Genomic DNA, 15,313 nt, shown 5'->3' with positions numbered 1-15,313 from the left:
GAGATCTATGGATAGTTAAGGGGCAAGGAATGTTTTCGTTTCTGGTCAAGCGCCTGTTTCAGGCACTGATAGTGATGTTTGTGATCAGTTTGGTGGCGTTTGCCATTCAGGACAACCTGGGTGACCCGCTGCGTGAGCTTGTAGGTCAATCGGTTTCGGAGTCGGAGCGTCAAGCGCTGCGTGATGAACTGGGCCTGAACGATCCCTTTATCACAAAGTACACTCGCTTTGTCGGTAATGCACTGCAAGGTGATTTAGGTACTTCATACTTTTTCAAGCGCCCAGCGGTTGATGTCATTCTTGATAAGCTGGTTGCAACGCTCGAGCTCGTGTTTGGCGCGACGCTCATTATTATTGCTTTCTCAATACCACTTGGGGTGTATTCCGCGATTCACCCGAAAAGTATCTTCACCAAATTTGTTATGGCGATGAGTAGTGTCGGCATTTCGATTCCGGTTTTCCTGACCGCAATCATGCTGATGTACGTCTTCTCCATTGAGCTCGGCTGGCTGCCTTCCTACGGACGCGGTGAAACATCAAACCTTCTCGGTTGGGAGTCGGGCTTATTTACCCTTGATGGAATCAAGCACCTGATCCTGCCATGTATTTCCCTGGCTTCTATCATGCTACCGTTGTTCATTCGTCTGGTTCGTTCAGAAATGCTGGAAGTATTGAGCTCTGAGTACATCAAGTTCGCCAAAGCGAAAGGCCTGAACTTACAAAAGATTTATTACCAACATGCATTGAAAAACACCATGCTGCCAGTCTTGACGGTTGGTGGTGTGCAAATTGGTACAATGGTGGCATACACCATCTTAACCGAAACTGTATTCCAATGGCCGGGTACGGGTTTCCTTTTCCTAGAGGCGATTAACCGTGTAGATACACCGCTAATCACTGCCTACGTTATCTTTGTTGGTCTGATCTTCGTGGTAACCAATACCATCGTTGATTTGCTGTACGGCATCATCAACCCAACTGTGAACCTAACTGGAAAAGGAGCTTAATCATGAGCCAATCAAATCAAGTTGCCGCTCCTGAAGCCGTTCCTTCAGCGTGGCAGCGTTTTAAAAACTCGGATTTCTTGTACTACTTTAAACGCGACAAAGTCGCGATGGCGAGTTTCACGGTATTTATGGTGTTCTTGGTGTTGGCACTTGCTGCGCCAATTCTGGCACCCTCCGATCCGTATGACTTAACGTCCATCGACATTATGGACTCGGAATTGCCACCATCGTGGATGGAAGAGGGCGATGAGCGTTTTGTTCTGGGTACGGATGAGCAAGGTCGTGACATTTTATCGACGATCCTTTATGGCTCTCGCTTATCCCTGACCATCGGTTTTCTGGCTGTTGGTCTACAGCTGATTCTAGGGATCATCATTGGCCTGTCTGCTGGCTACTTTGGCGGCCGTATCGACAGCTTCCTAATGCGTTTTGCAGATGTTCAGCTTTCGTTCTCAACCATGATGGTAGCTATTATCGTTTCGGCGATTTTCAAAGCCAGCTTTGGTAGTGATTTCTACAGCCAATATGCGGTAGTCATGCTGGTGGTGATCATCGGTGTGGCAGAATGGCCACAGTACGCACGTACTATCCGTGCATCGGTTCTGGCTGAGAAGAAAAAAGAGTACGTAGAAGCAGCACGTGTAATGGGCTTTAAAGCACCACGTATTATGTTCCGTCATATTCTGCCTAACTGTTTGTCACCAATCTTGGTTATCTCGACTGTTCAGGTCGCAAACGCAATCATGTCGGAAGCGGCGCTGTCATTCCTTGGCTTAGGTCTGCCAGTTGATCAGCCGTCTCTAGGTGCGCTGATCAGTATCGGCTTTAACTACATCTTCTCTGGCGCTTGGTGGATTACCGCTTTCCCAGGTATTGTGTTGGTTACATTGGTACTGGTTATCAACCTATTGGGTGACTGGTTACGTGATGTATTTAACCCGAAACTGTATAAAGGTTAAGAATCTAGACATTAAGTGTTGTTAAGACGCTTAATTCCTTCCTAAACTAAGAGCCGGATGAATTTCCGGCTCTTTTTTTGCTAGTTATTCCTTGTTCACCGATTTTTGGCGGTCTTCCGCCATGATGACCTTACCCACTAGTTTAGAGTGAAGCGTATGGAATTGAAGAAGGCACAACACTCATCACGACGTATCCAATTAAGCCTCAGCCTAGGTTTGGTCTTAGGTTGCGCTCAGTTTTCTTCAGCTGTGTTGGCTGATGAATTTCTTTGTCAGGCGACTCAGGCCAGCGACAAAGCGTTGCCAAGACTTGAACAAACCTGCCCTATTGGCAAAGGCGTATGGGGAAAGAAAGTGCCGCAGGGTGGCAGTGATTTCTATTGGATTCAATGTGGTTTGTTGCCAAAACCGATGTCACTGGCCAAATCAAAGCCCCTCTATAATCAAATCACTACCGATGTGTGGATGAAAGCAGAACCTAACGGTTATCGCTGTCTGATTGGTCCGTACAAGGACCCCGCGAAAGCCGCGGCTGATTTGCGTGGAGTAAAAACCTTACCGAGTTACAGAGAAGCGTTTATTCGTGTGGTCGGGAAGGGGGGTTCCTCAGCTTCGAAACAAACCAAGACAGTGACGAAGCCAATGGTTGGGACAGCACCAGCCGCACCGGCTCCGAATGTTCGACCTAACACCGATGCATTTAAACCGTCAACCACGACTTCTCAACCAAAGCCTGTCGCAGCTAAACACGTTAACGCGAAACCCATCGCTAGAGCTTTGCCAGAAAACAGAGTCTCTAACCAAGATGGCATTGTCGTTCGCTTAAAAACTGCACTTCAGGGCAAAACTTATGTCGTGCCATATCTAATAGAGAATCATAACCAGTTCTACATGGAATATGGCAAACCATGGAACCGTCTCAACTATAAAAGCGCAGCACAGATTTGCCAGCAATTGGGGATGTCGTTGGCAGAGTCAGACGAGTTCAAGACTTTAAGATCTTCCGGAGTGATGGAAAAGAATAATTGGCCACTGCAACTTCCGTATTGGGGTAAAGGCAAGAAAGGCTTGTTTACGGATCGCGAACCCAACCAATTGACCGGCACTTCGTTGCTGAACGTGATGTGTGTGAAGTGATCTTGCGTACTAAAGAAAAAGCTCCGTAATTCGGGGCTTTTTTGTCTGAAAGAATTCTGCGTTGGTGCGTGATGTTTAGATTACTGAAGCTCCTCCATCCATGTTGAAGGAGCGTCTAAGTGCATGATTTTGTGAACGGTATGAGGAACCCTCTTAGTTTACTTGCCGCTATGCAATGTATTCGTCATAATGTTACTAGTAACATTGCTGATAATTCACATATTTATGACTCAAAAGAATAAGAAAACACGTGCGACATTACAGGATGTTGCTGACCAGGTTGGCGTAACAAAGATGACGGTTTCGCGTTACATGCGTAATCCGGAATCCGTTGCTGAGAAGACGCGGGTTAAAATCGCAGCTGCGATAGAAAAGCTGGGTTATATTGAAAACCGCGCTCCGGCGATGTTATCCAAATCCTCCAGTAAAGCGATCGGTATTTTACTTCCTTCTCTGTCTAACCAAATTTTTGCTTCTTTTGTTCAGGGCATTGAGATGGTCACCAAAGCGAATGGCTATGAGACGCTTTTAGCCCACTTTAGTTATGACTTAGAAGAAGAAGAGCGCAAGATCGCGTCATTACTCTCTTATCAAGTTGATGGGTTGATCTTAACGGAAAGCAACCATACCCCACGTACATTGCAGATGATTAAAAATGCAGGTGTGCCGGTGGTAGAGACCATGGAATTGCCGGAACAGCCTATTGATATGGCGGTAGGCTTGGACCATGAAGATGCATCGTATAGTGCAGTAAAACGTATGTTGGATTCTGGCAAGCGTACCATTGTCTACTTTGGTGCCCGTTTGGATACGCGAACTAAGCTACGTATGCAAGGTTATGGTCGTGCGATGTCTGAAGCAGGTTTAGAGTCGAAACACGTATTAACGGGTGAACATTCCAGCTTCTCTCTTGCGCATGAGTTACTTGAACGTGCATTGGAGACTTACCCTGATCTCGATGGCGTATTCTGTACCAACGATGATATCGCGATTGGTACGATACTCAGTGCCCAGCAACGTGGGATTAAGGTCCCTGAGCAACTGGCGGTGGTCGGCTATAACGCACTAGACATCGGCCAGACGATCAGTCCGAAATTAACCAGTGTGGATACGCCGCGTTTTGAGATTGGCAAGAAGAGTGCAGAACTGTTGATAGCGCGATTAAAAGGCGAAGATCAACAAGAATTGGTCGTCGATATGGGCTACGAAATTACCGCGGGTGAGAGTGTGTAATACGTTGTTGAATCATACAGACAAGCGGAGTGCTCAGTGCTCCGCTTGTCTGTTTTTATTCCCTAAACAATAAAGCTCGCGCCGTGATCGGCGCTGGAAACATTGTGGCGGATAACCTCGAAAAATCCACGTCCCCATGTTTTCTGGGTTGACTCAGTATCAAGCTGAATGACTTTGCGTCCACTGGTGTTGGTTAAGTTGTTCAGCTCGCCCGTTTGGCAATCGACGCGTATAACATCACCATCACGGACTAAACCAATCGCGCCACCGCGAATCGCTTCAGGTGAGACATGAATAGCGGATGGTATTTTGCCTGATGCGCCTGATAGTCGGCCATCGGTTACCAACGCAACTTTAAAGCCCATTTTTTGCACATTACCTAAAATCGGCATCAGCTTATGCAACTCTGGCATTCCATTCGCGGCTGGACCATTGTGCGTCACGACCACAATGCAGTCTTTGTTGAGTTCGCCTCGTTTGTATGCCGCCTCCACTTCGTGTTGGCACTGGAAAACGACCGCTGGCGCTTCGATGATGCGCTGTTCTTCTTTGACTGCCGAGACTTTCACAACTGCTTTGCCTAGATTGCCATCTAAAACACGAGTACCACCTGTGTTTTGGAATACCGCTTCCGGTGCGGCGATGACTTCGTTATCCAGACTATGCTGGCAGGCTGTCCACGCCAACTGGCCATCGGTCAAAGATGGAATCGTCATCTGTTCGGAAAACTCTCCGAAGACTGGTTTCACATCGCGATGCAGCAGATCAGATTGATCCAATCGATGTAACAGAGCCGGTACACCGCCAGCTTCCTGAAACGCGTTCATGTCAGCCGGGCCATTCGGGTAAACACTCGCAAGTAGAGGCACCACCTCTGACAAGTCGCTGATGTCTTGCCAGGTTAGCAAGATACCTGCTGCGCGCGCGACGGCGACCATATGAATGGTGTGGTTGGTACTGCCGCCTGATGCAAGTAGCGCGATAATACCGTTGATCAGACTCTTTTCCGTTACAACTTCAGCCAGAGGACGGAAATTGCTGGAGCCTGCAGTCATGGACGCTATCTTCAGTGCCGCATGGTCGGTCAGTGTTTTGCGCAGTTTACTGTGTGGGTGAATAAATGCCGAACCCGGTAGCATTAACCCCATGGCTTCAAAGACCAGCTGGTTGGTGTTTGCGGTGCCGTAGAAAGTGCAGGTACCCGGAGAGTGATAAGCACGGCACTCCATGTCCAATAGTGCTTCTTTGCCTACTTCACCCGCTGCGTATTTTTGGCGTACGTCGACTTTTTCTTCATTGCTGATACCGGTGGCCATTAAACCTGCCGGTACAAAGGCGGTTGGCAGGTGAGCATAAGAGAGCGCGCCCATCAGCTGTCCTGGTGCGATTTTGTCGCAGATGCCAAGCAGCAGCGTCGCGTCAAAGACATTATGGCTTAAAGACAACGCTGTCGATTGAGCGATTAAGTCACGGGAAAACAGTGACATATCCATACCCGGCTGACCTTGTGTCACGCCATCACACATCGCAGGGACACAACCTGCCACTTGAGCCGTGTGCCCATATTGTGCCAGGACTTGTTTAATTTGCGCTGGATATTCTTGGTAAGGCTGGTGGGCACTCAACATGTCGTTGTAGGCACTGATAAGTGCGACATTGGACTGCGTAAAATTGAGAATACTTTCTTTCTCTGAAGAACATGACGCTGCCACCGCATGCGCGAGGTTACCACAGGACAAACCTGTGCGACCTTTACCTGCTTCAGACTGAATATTGGTACGGGCTAAAAAGGCAGCGCGAGCTTCACGGCTGCGTTCGATAAGACGTTCAGTGACATTGAGAATAACGGAGTGGGTCATGATGCCTCCTCAACCGGTTGCTGCTTTAAGAGTTCTACTGCCGAGCGTTCCACTACACCACTGATATCTCCTTCAATGCTTACGACTAGGGTTTGAGGTTCAGCATCTGGGCGCTCAAGGGCTTCAAACTGGCTTTTCACCATGTTTTCTTTCATGAAGTGACCTTGTCGAAGACGCATGCGATTAAGGATCAGTTCCATGTCGCCATCCAGAAACAAGAAAGTCACGTTATCGTTGCCTTCTCGAATCTGGTCGCGGTAGATCTTTTTTAGTGCGGAACAGACGATCACGCCGTGTTCGTTTTTACTTTCCAGACTGTAGGCTGCATCACGAATACGCTCTAGCCATGGCTTGCGATCGTCATCATTCAGAGGCTGGCCGGATGCCATTTTCTGGATGTTCGCTCGCGGGTGAAGATCATCACCATCAATGAATTTACGTCCTAGCTTTTTCGCTAGTTGCTCGCCGATTGTGCTTTTTCCACTCGCACAAACGCCCATAACGATGACACTACTACCAGCCATAACTTATCCTCATAACTAAAGTTGCGCGTGATCTCAATTTTTGAATTCACTTTAAAATATGGGTTTATCTTATTCATGTTATCGGTAACATGTTACCGGTAACTTAAATAAATGTGAACCAAAACACAAACTATAATTCTTAAAGGTGAACCTATGGAGCAGCTAGCCCAAGCCCCAGATCCTACATACTTACTAACGATTGCAGGCCTTGCTATTGCAGCGTTACTCGTTCTAATCATTAAATTAAAAGTCCATGCTTTTGCGTCCCTGACTATCGTGAGTTTGGGTACAGCCATTGCTACGGGCGTCTCGACCGACAAGGTCGTATCCACCATGATGAGTGGCTTCGGAGGTACGTTAGCTTCGGTTGCGTTGCTGGTTGGCCTTGGTGCGATGATCGGCAAAATCTTAGAAGTAACGGGCGGTGCGAAAGTGCTGGCCGATACTTTGATTGGCCGCTTTGGTGAAGAGCGTGCACCACTTGCGCTTGGTGTGGCGTCGCTAATGTTTGGCTTCCCAATCTTTTTCGATGCGGGTTTAGTGGTGATGATGCCAATTATCCTGAGCGTTGCTGCTCGTTTTGGTGGATCACCGCTTAAATACGCCTTACCGGCTGCGGGTGCGTTTGCCGTGATGCACGCGTTTGTTCCTCCGCACCCAGGTCCAGTGGCCGCTGCGGACTTCCTTGGCGCGAATATTGGCCTGCTATTGATGGTCGGTATTTTGGTTGCGATTCCGACTTGGTATCTTGGTGCTTACTTATTTGGTATTTATGCGGGTAAGAAGTTCGAGATACCACTTTCCAAAGCATTCTTTGATGGTGAAGCGTTCGCGGATGAAAGCAAATCACCAAAATTTGCAACGGTAATGACGCTGCTTATCTTGCCTGTCTTGCTCATCTGTTTAGACACGGTTCTTAACACGCTTGCGGTGGCCGGTGTTATTGATGGCGATTCAGCACTGGTTTCATTCCTGCGCATGCTGGGTAAAACCCCGGTGGCTTTGCTGATCACGCTGACGGTATGTCTTGCTGTTTTTGCTAAAAACTACGGTATGGCGAAACTGGAAAAACTGTGTGGCGAGTCGCTGGCGCCAATCTGTGGCGTTATTCTGGTGACAGGTGCAGGCGGCATGTTCGGCGGTGTATTGCGTTCAAGTGGTATCGGTGATGCACTCGCGGGGGTATTAACCAATACAGGTATGCCCGTTATTGTGGCGGCATTTGTTATCTCAACCTGTCTGCGCGTTGCCCAAGGCTCAGCAACCGTAGCGCTTACCACAACGGCCGCTCTTATCTCGCCAGTTGTGGCTGCTTCCACTGGTTTGAGCGAGCTTGATCTGTGCTTTATCGTGATTGCGATTGCAGGCGGTGCAACGGTGCTTTCACACTTCAACGACTCTGGTTTCTGGTTGGTCTCTCGCTTGCTGGAGATGGATGAAAAAACCACATTAAAAACTTGGACGGTAATGGAAACGTTACTTGGTGGTATCGCGTTTATTATCGTCGCAACATTAAGCTTTATTCTTTAGAGGTTCCCCATGACTACACTTGAACAACGATTAAAAGAAATCAAAATCGTCCCAGTTATCGCGATTAACGATGTCGCTCACGCACTGCCACTGGCGAAAGTATTAGTAGAAAATGGCCTGCCATGTGCCGAAGTGACTTTCCGTACGGAAGCGGCAGCAGAATCGATTCGTATTATGCGCGAAGCGTATCCAGATCTGCTAATTGGTGCAGGTACGGTACTGACGACCGAGCAAGTGGATATTGCTATCGATGCAGGTGTGGATTTCATTGTTAGCCCGGGCTTTAACCCAACCACAGTGAAATACTGTCAGCAGCGTAATATTGCGATTGTACCGGGTGTGAACAACCCAAGTTTGGTTGAACAGGCGATGGAAATGGGTCTGCGTACTCTGAAGTTCTTCCCCGCAGAGCCATCTGGTGGCGTGAGCATGCTAAAAGCTCTCACGGCAGTTTACCCAGTCAATTTTATGCCAACAGGCGGCGTAAGTCCTTCTAACGTAGAAGATTATCTTGCACTTACGTCGGTTATCGCATGTGGCGGTACCTGGATGGTACCAACGAAACTCATGGATGATGGCGACTGGGAAGGTCTTGCTGAATTAGTTCGAGCAGTTAATTCATAAGCGAGCTTCTTTCTATCACTCCTTCACTGGTGTATCGGTAATATGAAAGGGCCTTGAGTGGCCCTTTTTATCAAACCTCTCCTCGACAAGCTCTTACTCTCAAAACCTCTCTTTCTCCGCCATGGCGGCTGTCCGGGATCATTAAACCACGACAGTATTAGCTGAATCTGCAAACATAACGACGCTTTACTATGTTCTCTTTCCTACTAATCAACACCTTAAGTTCGCCACAATTGAAATATAATGATACTGAATGTTATTTGTGTTTATATTTGTGATGGTTATTATGCCGGGTGGTTTTGTATTGAAATTTATCAATTGAGTATTCATTACTCCTTTGAGTGTTATTGAATATCGAGAAGTAATTAGGAATAAACATGTACACCACTTGTTCTGAAGCAGAAGTAAAACAAAAAGTAGCCGCCGCACTGTTGGAAGATGCAACAACCCCGGTATCAAGTATGTCTCAACAACTGGGTTTGAATGAGGGAGCGATTACGTTTGCACTACCTGAAGAGATGGTCACACGCGTTGCTGGCGAACATGCTCAAGCCATTTTAGAACAGTTACCGGAATGGGGGAGCGTTACTACGATTGTTCACTCCTTCGGTTCAATATTTGAAACCAAAGCTAAGTTCCCTAAAGGCAAAGAAGCTCACGGTTACTATAACTTGATGGGCAGAGAGGGCGAATTACATGGTCATTTACGTTTGGATCTAATCGAACATATCGCTTTAGTTAGTAAGTCATTCCGTGGCATGGAAAGTCACTATATTGGCTTCTTTAATGCAGAAGGTGATTGTGTATTTAAAGTGTATTTAGGAAGAGATAAAAAGCGTCAACTTTTTCCGCATCAGGTAGAAGTATTTACGCAACTCAAAAAGCAGTTCGCTGCTTTATAAACAATTATCCCCGAGCAAGCTCGGGGATAATTATGTTAGGTACAGGTGTTGTAAAAGGCTTTTACACTACCTCATGGTCACGAACTCTTCCGAGCCCGTTGGGTGGATAGCGACAACAGAGTCGAAGTCTGCTTTGGTTGCACCCATCTTCATTGCTACGCCGAAACCTTGAATCATTTCGTCAACCGTAAAGCCGATACCGTGCAGACCAACAACCGTCTCGTCTTCGCCAGCACACACTAACTTCATCTTACATGGTTGACGGTGCTTAGTGACTGCGGTGTACATTGCGGTGAAGCCTGAAGTGTAGACTTTCACGTTGTCTTCGCCAAACTTCGCAATCGCTTCTGGTTCACTCAGACCGATGGTGCCAATTGGTGGGTGGCTGAATACCACTGTTGGTACTAGGTCGTAATCCATCTTCGCGTTTGGTTTGTTGTTAAACAGACGCTCAGAAAGCTGGCGACCTGCTTTAACCGCGACTGGTGTTAGCTCAATACCACCTTCCATGATGTCACCTACACAGTAGATGCCTTTCACGTTAGTTTCTTGGTATTCGTCTACCTTGATGTAGCCTTTGTCGTTGGTCGCAACGCCAGTTGAAGCCAGGTTGATCGCGTCTGTTGTTGGGTGACGGCCGATTGCCCAGATTAGTTGGTCAACGTTTTGGCTTTCACCATTTTCCAGGTGCAGAGTCAGAGTGCCATCAGCTTCTTTAATGATTTCTTTTGGTACAGAATGGGTGTGCAGTTTTGGACCTTCAGCGTCCATCACTTCAACCAACGTTTCGATGATCATTGGATCGAAGCTACGCAATGGTGACTCTTTACGTACGAACAGGTGCGTTTCTGTACCTAGTGCGTGTAGTACGCCCGCGATTTCAACCGCGATGTAGCCTGCACCAACAACCGCTACGCGTTTTGGTTGCTCAGCCAGATCGAAGAAGCCGTTTGAATCGATGCCGTATTCTGCGCCCGGGATGTTTGGAATGGTTGGACGACCACCGACTGCGATCAGGATGTGATCGGCGGTGTAGTGTTCACCGTTTACTTCAACGGTTTTTTCGTCAATAAACTTAGCAAAGCCTTTGATGACATTGACTTTGTTGTTGCCAAGAACGCGGTCGTAAGATTGGTGAATACGACCAATGTACGCCTGACGACTCTCTACCAGCTTGCTCCAGTCGAAACCTTTCACGTCGACATCAAACCCGTAATCTTCCGCGTACAGGTTCATTGCTTCTGCGATTTGCGCGCCATGCCACATCACTTTCTTTGGTACACAACCTACGTTGACACAGGTGCCGCCAAGGTCTTGTGCTTCAATTAGCGCTACTTTCGCGCCGTACATGGCTGCACGGTTTGCAGATGCGATGCCGCCACTGCCGCCACCGATACAGATATAGTCAAAATGAGTCGCCATTACTTTCTCCAAGAGCGTATGAATTTCTGGTTAACAAATACATTGGGGTGATGAGATGTTAACTCAATATCGCCGCAACATTTTGTTAAGAAGTCTGCCTATGATAAATCGAATCTGACCAATACCTAAATGGGAAAAAGTGACAATGCTTATGACAAATAGCGATGAGAGGCACAAAAACGAGGATTTATGCGTTGCGAGGAGGAAAAGAAAAGCGCAACGAGGTCGTCGTTGCGCTGAGAGGCTTTTGAGTAGAGTCGCTTACTCTGGCACAATCCAGTCGACTTTCCAGTGACCAGTCGCAGGCGCAATGGCTTCTTGCAGGAACGGCAGAATCTCTTTCATCTGGTTTTCCAGTTTCCATGGCGGGTTAATCACGATCATGCCCGAGGCCGTCATGCCGCGCTCATTGGTGTCAGGAGAGACGCCAAGTTCAATTTGCAGAATCTTACGAATACCTAGCGCTTCCAATCCTTCGATCATGTCATCAATGTCGATGCGGTTAACCACCGGATACCAGATAGCGTAGATGCCAGTCGCCCAACGCTTGTGACTCTGGTGAATAGCGCGTACTACATCGCGATACTCTTTGGCGAGCTCATACGGCGGGTCAATCAGCACCAAGCCACGACGTTCTTGCGGCGGTAAGCTTGCTTTGAGGCGCTGAAAGCCATCTTCTTTGTAGATGCTCACCTGACGATCGCGATGGAATTCTTGCTCCAATAGCGGATGGTCAGCAGGGTGAAGTTCCGTTAGTACCATGCGGTCTTGTGGGCGGATTTGGGCACGTGCCACGCGAGGTGAACCTGGGTAGTAACGCAGGTTCTCACCATTGTTCAGTGCTTTGATAGAGTCGATGTAGCTCTTAATGTCTTCAGGAATGTTCGGGTTATCCCAAATTCGAGCGATGCCTTGTTTGTATTCGCCCGTTTTTTCAGACCACTCATGAGTCAGATCGTAACGGCCCACACCCGAGTGGGTATCGTGGTAAACGAATGGCTTATCTTTCTGTTTTAGCGAATCAAGAATAAGGCTTTGAACAATGTGTTTGACCACGTCAGCATGGTTGCCAGCGTGGAAGCTGTGGCGGTAACTTAACAAATTAAACTCTCGAAACACTCTGTAACTGAGTGTGGTCTGTGATTTCAGATGCAATAAATTTTGCAATGTTGGAGGTATTATACCCAACAACCTTAAAGATGCAGAACATCCATTCTGTATTGCTCAATTATTAATTTCATCACTATTGAAATTTCTTTAAGTCACCCATACTTACTAAACATATTGAACCTAAATGAGAGTGCGAACTCCAATAGGCGATACTCCTATAGAGTAAGCCTCATTTAGGCATAACTACGCTCAAGGACAGAGTCGCTCTCGTTGACCCAAGAGGTTATCGCTGCATAGAGAAAGAGAACGGATATCTCTCCATCCATGTTGTTGGCTTTCCTGTACCTTGAGCTGACCTATTTTATAGGTAGTCACAAAGCCAAAACACAAAAGGAATTATTCATGTCTAATCCACTTCTTACGTTTACGGATCTGCCTCCGTTTTCGCAAATTAAACCAGAACATATCAAACCTGCGGTGGAGCAGGCGATAGCGGATTGCCGCGCCAAAGTTGAAGAGGTGCTAAAAGAAAATACGCATCCAACTTGGGACAGCATTATTGCGCCGATGGAAGAAACGGATGACCGTTTAAGCCGTATCTGGTCACCTGTTAGCCACATGAATTCAGTGGTAAACAGCGAAGCTCTGCGTGAAGCGTACGAAAGTTGTCTGCCAATCTTGTCGGAATACGGCACTTGGGTGGGTCAACACAAAGGCCTGTACGAAGCGTACAAAGCGATCAAAGCCAGCGACGAATTTGCTACACTGACTCGTGCTCAGCAAAAAACCATTACCGATGCGCTACGTGATTTTGAATTATCAGGTATTGGCCTGCCATCGGATGAACAGCATCGCTACGGTGAAATCAGCAAGCGTATGTCGGAGCTGAGCTCTAAATTCTCTAACAACGTGCTAGATGCGACCATGGGCTGGACCAAGCACATCATCGATGAAAAAGAGCTCGCAGGCATGCCGGAGTCTGCATTGGCAGCCGCTAAAGCCGCGGCAGAAGCGAAAGAGCTCGAAGGCTACCTGATCACGCTGGATATTCCATCTTACCTGCCTGTGATGACCTACTGTGACAATCAGGAACTGCGCAGAGAAGTGTACGAAGCGTACGTGACTCGTGCGTCGGATCGTGGTCCAAATGCAGGCCAGTGGGATAACACCGAAATCATTTCTGAACAGCTGAAACTGCGCCACGAAGTTGCACGTATGTTGGGTTTCAACACCTTTAGTGAGAAGTCGCTGGCAACCAAAATGGCAGAAACGCCAGAGCAGGTGCTAGGCTTCCTGAACGATTTGGCCACTCGTGCTAAACCACAAGGTGAGCGTGAGGTGGAAGAGCTTCGCCAATTCACGAAAAGTGAGTTTGGTGTTGAAGAGCTAAACGTGTGGGACATCCCGTACTACAGTGAGAAACAAAAACAGCACCTGTTCCAAATCTCAGATGAAGAGCTGCGTCCTTACTTCCCAGAGTCGAAAGTAGTGAGCGGTTTGTTTGAAGTGCTGAATCGTGTATTTGGCATGAAAGTCGAAGAGCGTGAAGGTGTGGATAGCTGGCATGAATCGGTTCGCTTCTTCGATATCTTTGATGCACAAGGCACGCTACGTGGCAGCTTCTACCTGGACCTTTACGCGCGTGAACACAAACGTGGCGGCGCTTGGATGGATGATTGCCGTGGTCGTCGCATTACGCTGTCTGGCGAACTGCAAACGCCAGTCGCTTACCTGACTTGTAACTTCAACCGTCCGGTTGGCGATAAGCCAGCACTGTTTACTCACAATGAAGTCGTGACGTTATTCCACGAATTTGGTCATGGTATTCACCATATGTTGACGCAAGTGGACACAGGTGCGGTCTCTGGCATCAACGGTGTGCCTTGGGATGCCGTTGAGTTGCCTAGCCAATTCCTGGAGAACTGGTGTTGGGAAGAAGAAGCGCTGGCATTTATTTCTGGTCATTACGAAACGGGTGAACCACTACCAAAAGCGATGCTGGATAAGATGCTGGCGGCGAAGAACTTCCAGTCGGCGATGGGCATTCTACGTCAGCTTGAGTTCGGTCTGTTCGACTTCACGCTACATACAGAATACGATCCGGAAGTGGGTGCTCGTTTGCTGGAAACCCTAGCGGAAGTGAAGCAGAAAGTTGCGGTTGTTCCTGCGGTAGAGTGGGCGCGTTTCTCACACAGTTTTGCGCACATCTTTGCTGGTGGTTACAGCGCAGGCTACTACAGCTACCTGTGGGCAGAAGTGCTGTCTTCGGATGCATTTTCACGCTTTGAAGAAGAAGGCATCTTTAACCAAGACACGGGCCAAAGCTTCCTGAACAACATCCTTGAGATGGGCGGCAGTGAAGAGCCGATGGAGCTATTCAAACGCTTCCGTGGCCGTGAGCCACAAATTGATGCGCTGCTGCGTCACTCAGGTATTGCCGCGTAAACGCAAAAACTAACATTCAGGCCAACCACTAGGTTGGCCTTTTTTGTGCGGAATACTTTTTTAAATATTAATGTTAACTAAGGATTTACGTTGCGGTTGATCGGGTTTTGCAGCGAGATTAACGTCTCTGTGGACTGAACTTCATCAATCGCCTGTAGCTTATCGATAAGGACAAATTGCAGTTCCTCAATCGACTTACACATCAGTTTGACGAAAATATTGTATGCCCCTGTGGTGTAGTAAGCTTCAACCACTTCGTCTAGCGCGTTGAGTTTCTCTAGTGCTGAGTGGTAGTCACGAGCTGCATTAAGGTTGATACCGATAAAACAACACACGTCGTAGCCGAGCTTCTTGGTGTTGACGATCACCTCGGTGCCCTCAATGATGTCTGCTGATTTCATTTTTTCAATCCGCACGTGAATCGTGGCGGGGCTGACATCGAACTGCTTTGCCATTTCCGCATAAGGCGTTCTGGCATCGGCCATCAGGGTTTTTAAAATTGCGCGATCGAGGTCATCGAGTTTCGGCATGCTCGTATTCATACGATTCGTTCCATGGTTT

Annotated in this window: 13 protein-coding genes; 8 read left to right on the top strand and 5 right to left on the bottom strand. The window is 47.8% G+C overall.

Translation table 11 applies throughout. The features are described from left to right. Positions 1-29 precede the first annotated feature (29 nt). From L3V31_RS10830 to L3V31_RS10815, 4 genes are all read left to right on the top strand, one after another. The gene (locus L3V31_RS10830) at positions 30-1,007 is read left to right on the top strand and encodes an ABC transporter permease (protein WP_237316069.1); all 978 of its coding nucleotides are present in this window, start codon (positions 30-32) and stop codon (positions 1,005-1,007) included. A 2-nt stretch (positions 1,008-1,009) separates the two neighbouring features. Further along, complete coding sequence (locus L3V31_RS10825; protein ID WP_237316068.1) at positions 1,010-1,966, top strand: ABC transporter permease; 957 nt, start codon at positions 1,010-1,012, stop codon at positions 1,964-1,966. 156 nt (positions 1,967-2,122) lie between these two features. Beyond that, the gene (locus L3V31_RS10820; RefSeq protein WP_237316067.1) at positions 2,123-3,103 is read left to right on the top strand and encodes an SPOR domain-containing protein; all 981 of its coding nucleotides are present in this window, start codon (positions 2,123-2,125) and stop codon (positions 3,101-3,103) included. A 225-nt stretch (positions 3,104-3,328) separates the two neighbouring features. Then, positions 3,329-4,336 (top strand): LacI family DNA-binding transcriptional regulator, encoded by a 1,008-nt coding sequence (locus tag L3V31_RS10815; protein ID WP_237316066.1) that lies wholly within the window; start codon positions 3,329-3,331, stop codon positions 4,334-4,336. 62 nt (positions 4,337-4,398) lie between these two features. Here the strand turns inward: L3V31_RS10815 and edd are convergent, their stop codons facing one another. Further along, complete coding sequence (gene edd / locus L3V31_RS10810; protein ID WP_237316065.1) at positions 4,399-6,195, bottom strand: phosphogluconate dehydratase; 1,797 nt, start codon at positions 6,193-6,195, stop codon at positions 4,399-4,401. Further along, positions 6,192-6,719, bottom strand: coding sequence for a gluconokinase (locus L3V31_RS10805; RefSeq protein ID WP_237316064.1), 528 nt, complete (start codon positions 6,717-6,719; stop codon positions 6,192-6,194). Before L3V31_RS10805 ends, edd begins: the two co-directional genes overlap by 4 nt. Before the next feature lie 153 nt (positions 6,720-6,872). Between L3V31_RS10805 and L3V31_RS10800 the strand changes: the two genes are divergently transcribed. The 3 genes from L3V31_RS10800 to hutX all read left to right on the top strand — a co-directional run bounded on the left by L3V31_RS10800 (position 6,873) and on the right by hutX (position 9,775). Continuing rightward, positions 6,873-8,249 (top strand): GntP family permease, encoded by a 1,377-nt coding sequence (locus L3V31_RS10800; RefSeq protein ID WP_237316063.1) that lies wholly within the window; start codon positions 6,873-6,875, stop codon positions 8,247-8,249. A gap of 9 nt (positions 8,250-8,258) precedes the next feature. After that, entirely contained in the window at positions 8,259-8,873 is a 615-nt protein-coding gene (locus tag L3V31_RS10795; protein ID WP_237316062.1) for a bifunctional 4-hydroxy-2-oxoglutarate aldolase/2-dehydro-3-deoxy-phosphogluconate aldolase, read from the top strand. A gap of 377 nt (positions 8,874-9,250) precedes the next feature. Next, positions 9,251-9,775 carry a heme utilization cystosolic carrier protein HutX gene (gene hutX / locus L3V31_RS10790; RefSeq protein WP_237316061.1) on the top strand — a complete coding sequence of 175 codons (525 nt, stop codon included), beginning with the start codon at positions 9,251-9,253 and terminating at the stop codon, positions 9,773-9,775. A gap of 66 nt (positions 9,776-9,841) precedes the next feature. Here the strand turns inward: hutX and gorA are convergent, their stop codons facing one another. Together gorA and L3V31_RS10780 are read right to left on the bottom strand one after the other, a co-directional pair. Beyond that, entirely contained in the window at positions 9,842-11,197 is a 1,356-nt protein-coding gene (gene gorA / locus L3V31_RS10785; RefSeq protein WP_237316060.1) for a glutathione-disulfide reductase, read from the bottom strand. A 261-nt stretch (positions 11,198-11,458) separates the two neighbouring features. After that, positions 11,459-12,298 (bottom strand): 23S rRNA (adenine(2030)-N(6))-methyltransferase RlmJ, encoded by an 840-nt coding sequence (locus L3V31_RS10780; protein ID WP_237316059.1) that lies wholly within the window; start codon positions 12,296-12,298, stop codon positions 11,459-11,461. A gap of 411 nt (positions 12,299-12,709) precedes the next feature. On the opposite strand from L3V31_RS10780, the gene prlC reads away from it, so the two are divergent. Beyond that, positions 12,710-14,752: an oligopeptidase A gene (prlC, locus tag L3V31_RS10775; protein WP_237316058.1), complete on the top strand. Its 2,043-nt coding sequence runs from the start codon at positions 12,710-12,712 to the stop codon at positions 14,750-14,752. A gap of 77 nt (positions 14,753-14,829) precedes the next feature. Here the strand turns inward: prlC and asnC are convergent, their stop codons facing one another. Further along, entirely contained in the window at positions 14,830-15,294 is a 465-nt protein-coding gene (gene asnC / locus L3V31_RS10770) for a transcriptional regulator AsnC (RefSeq protein WP_237316057.1), read from the bottom strand. Positions 15,295-15,313 lie beyond the last annotated feature (19 nt).

The organism is Vibrio sp. J1-1 (genome assembly GCF_021728395.1).
Classification (GTDB): domain Bacteria; phylum Pseudomonadota; class Gammaproteobacteria; order Enterobacterales; family Vibrionaceae; genus Vibrio.
The sequence above is the reverse complement of the archived record's forward strand: the minus strand, read 5'-3'. Positions and strand labels throughout refer to the sequence as shown.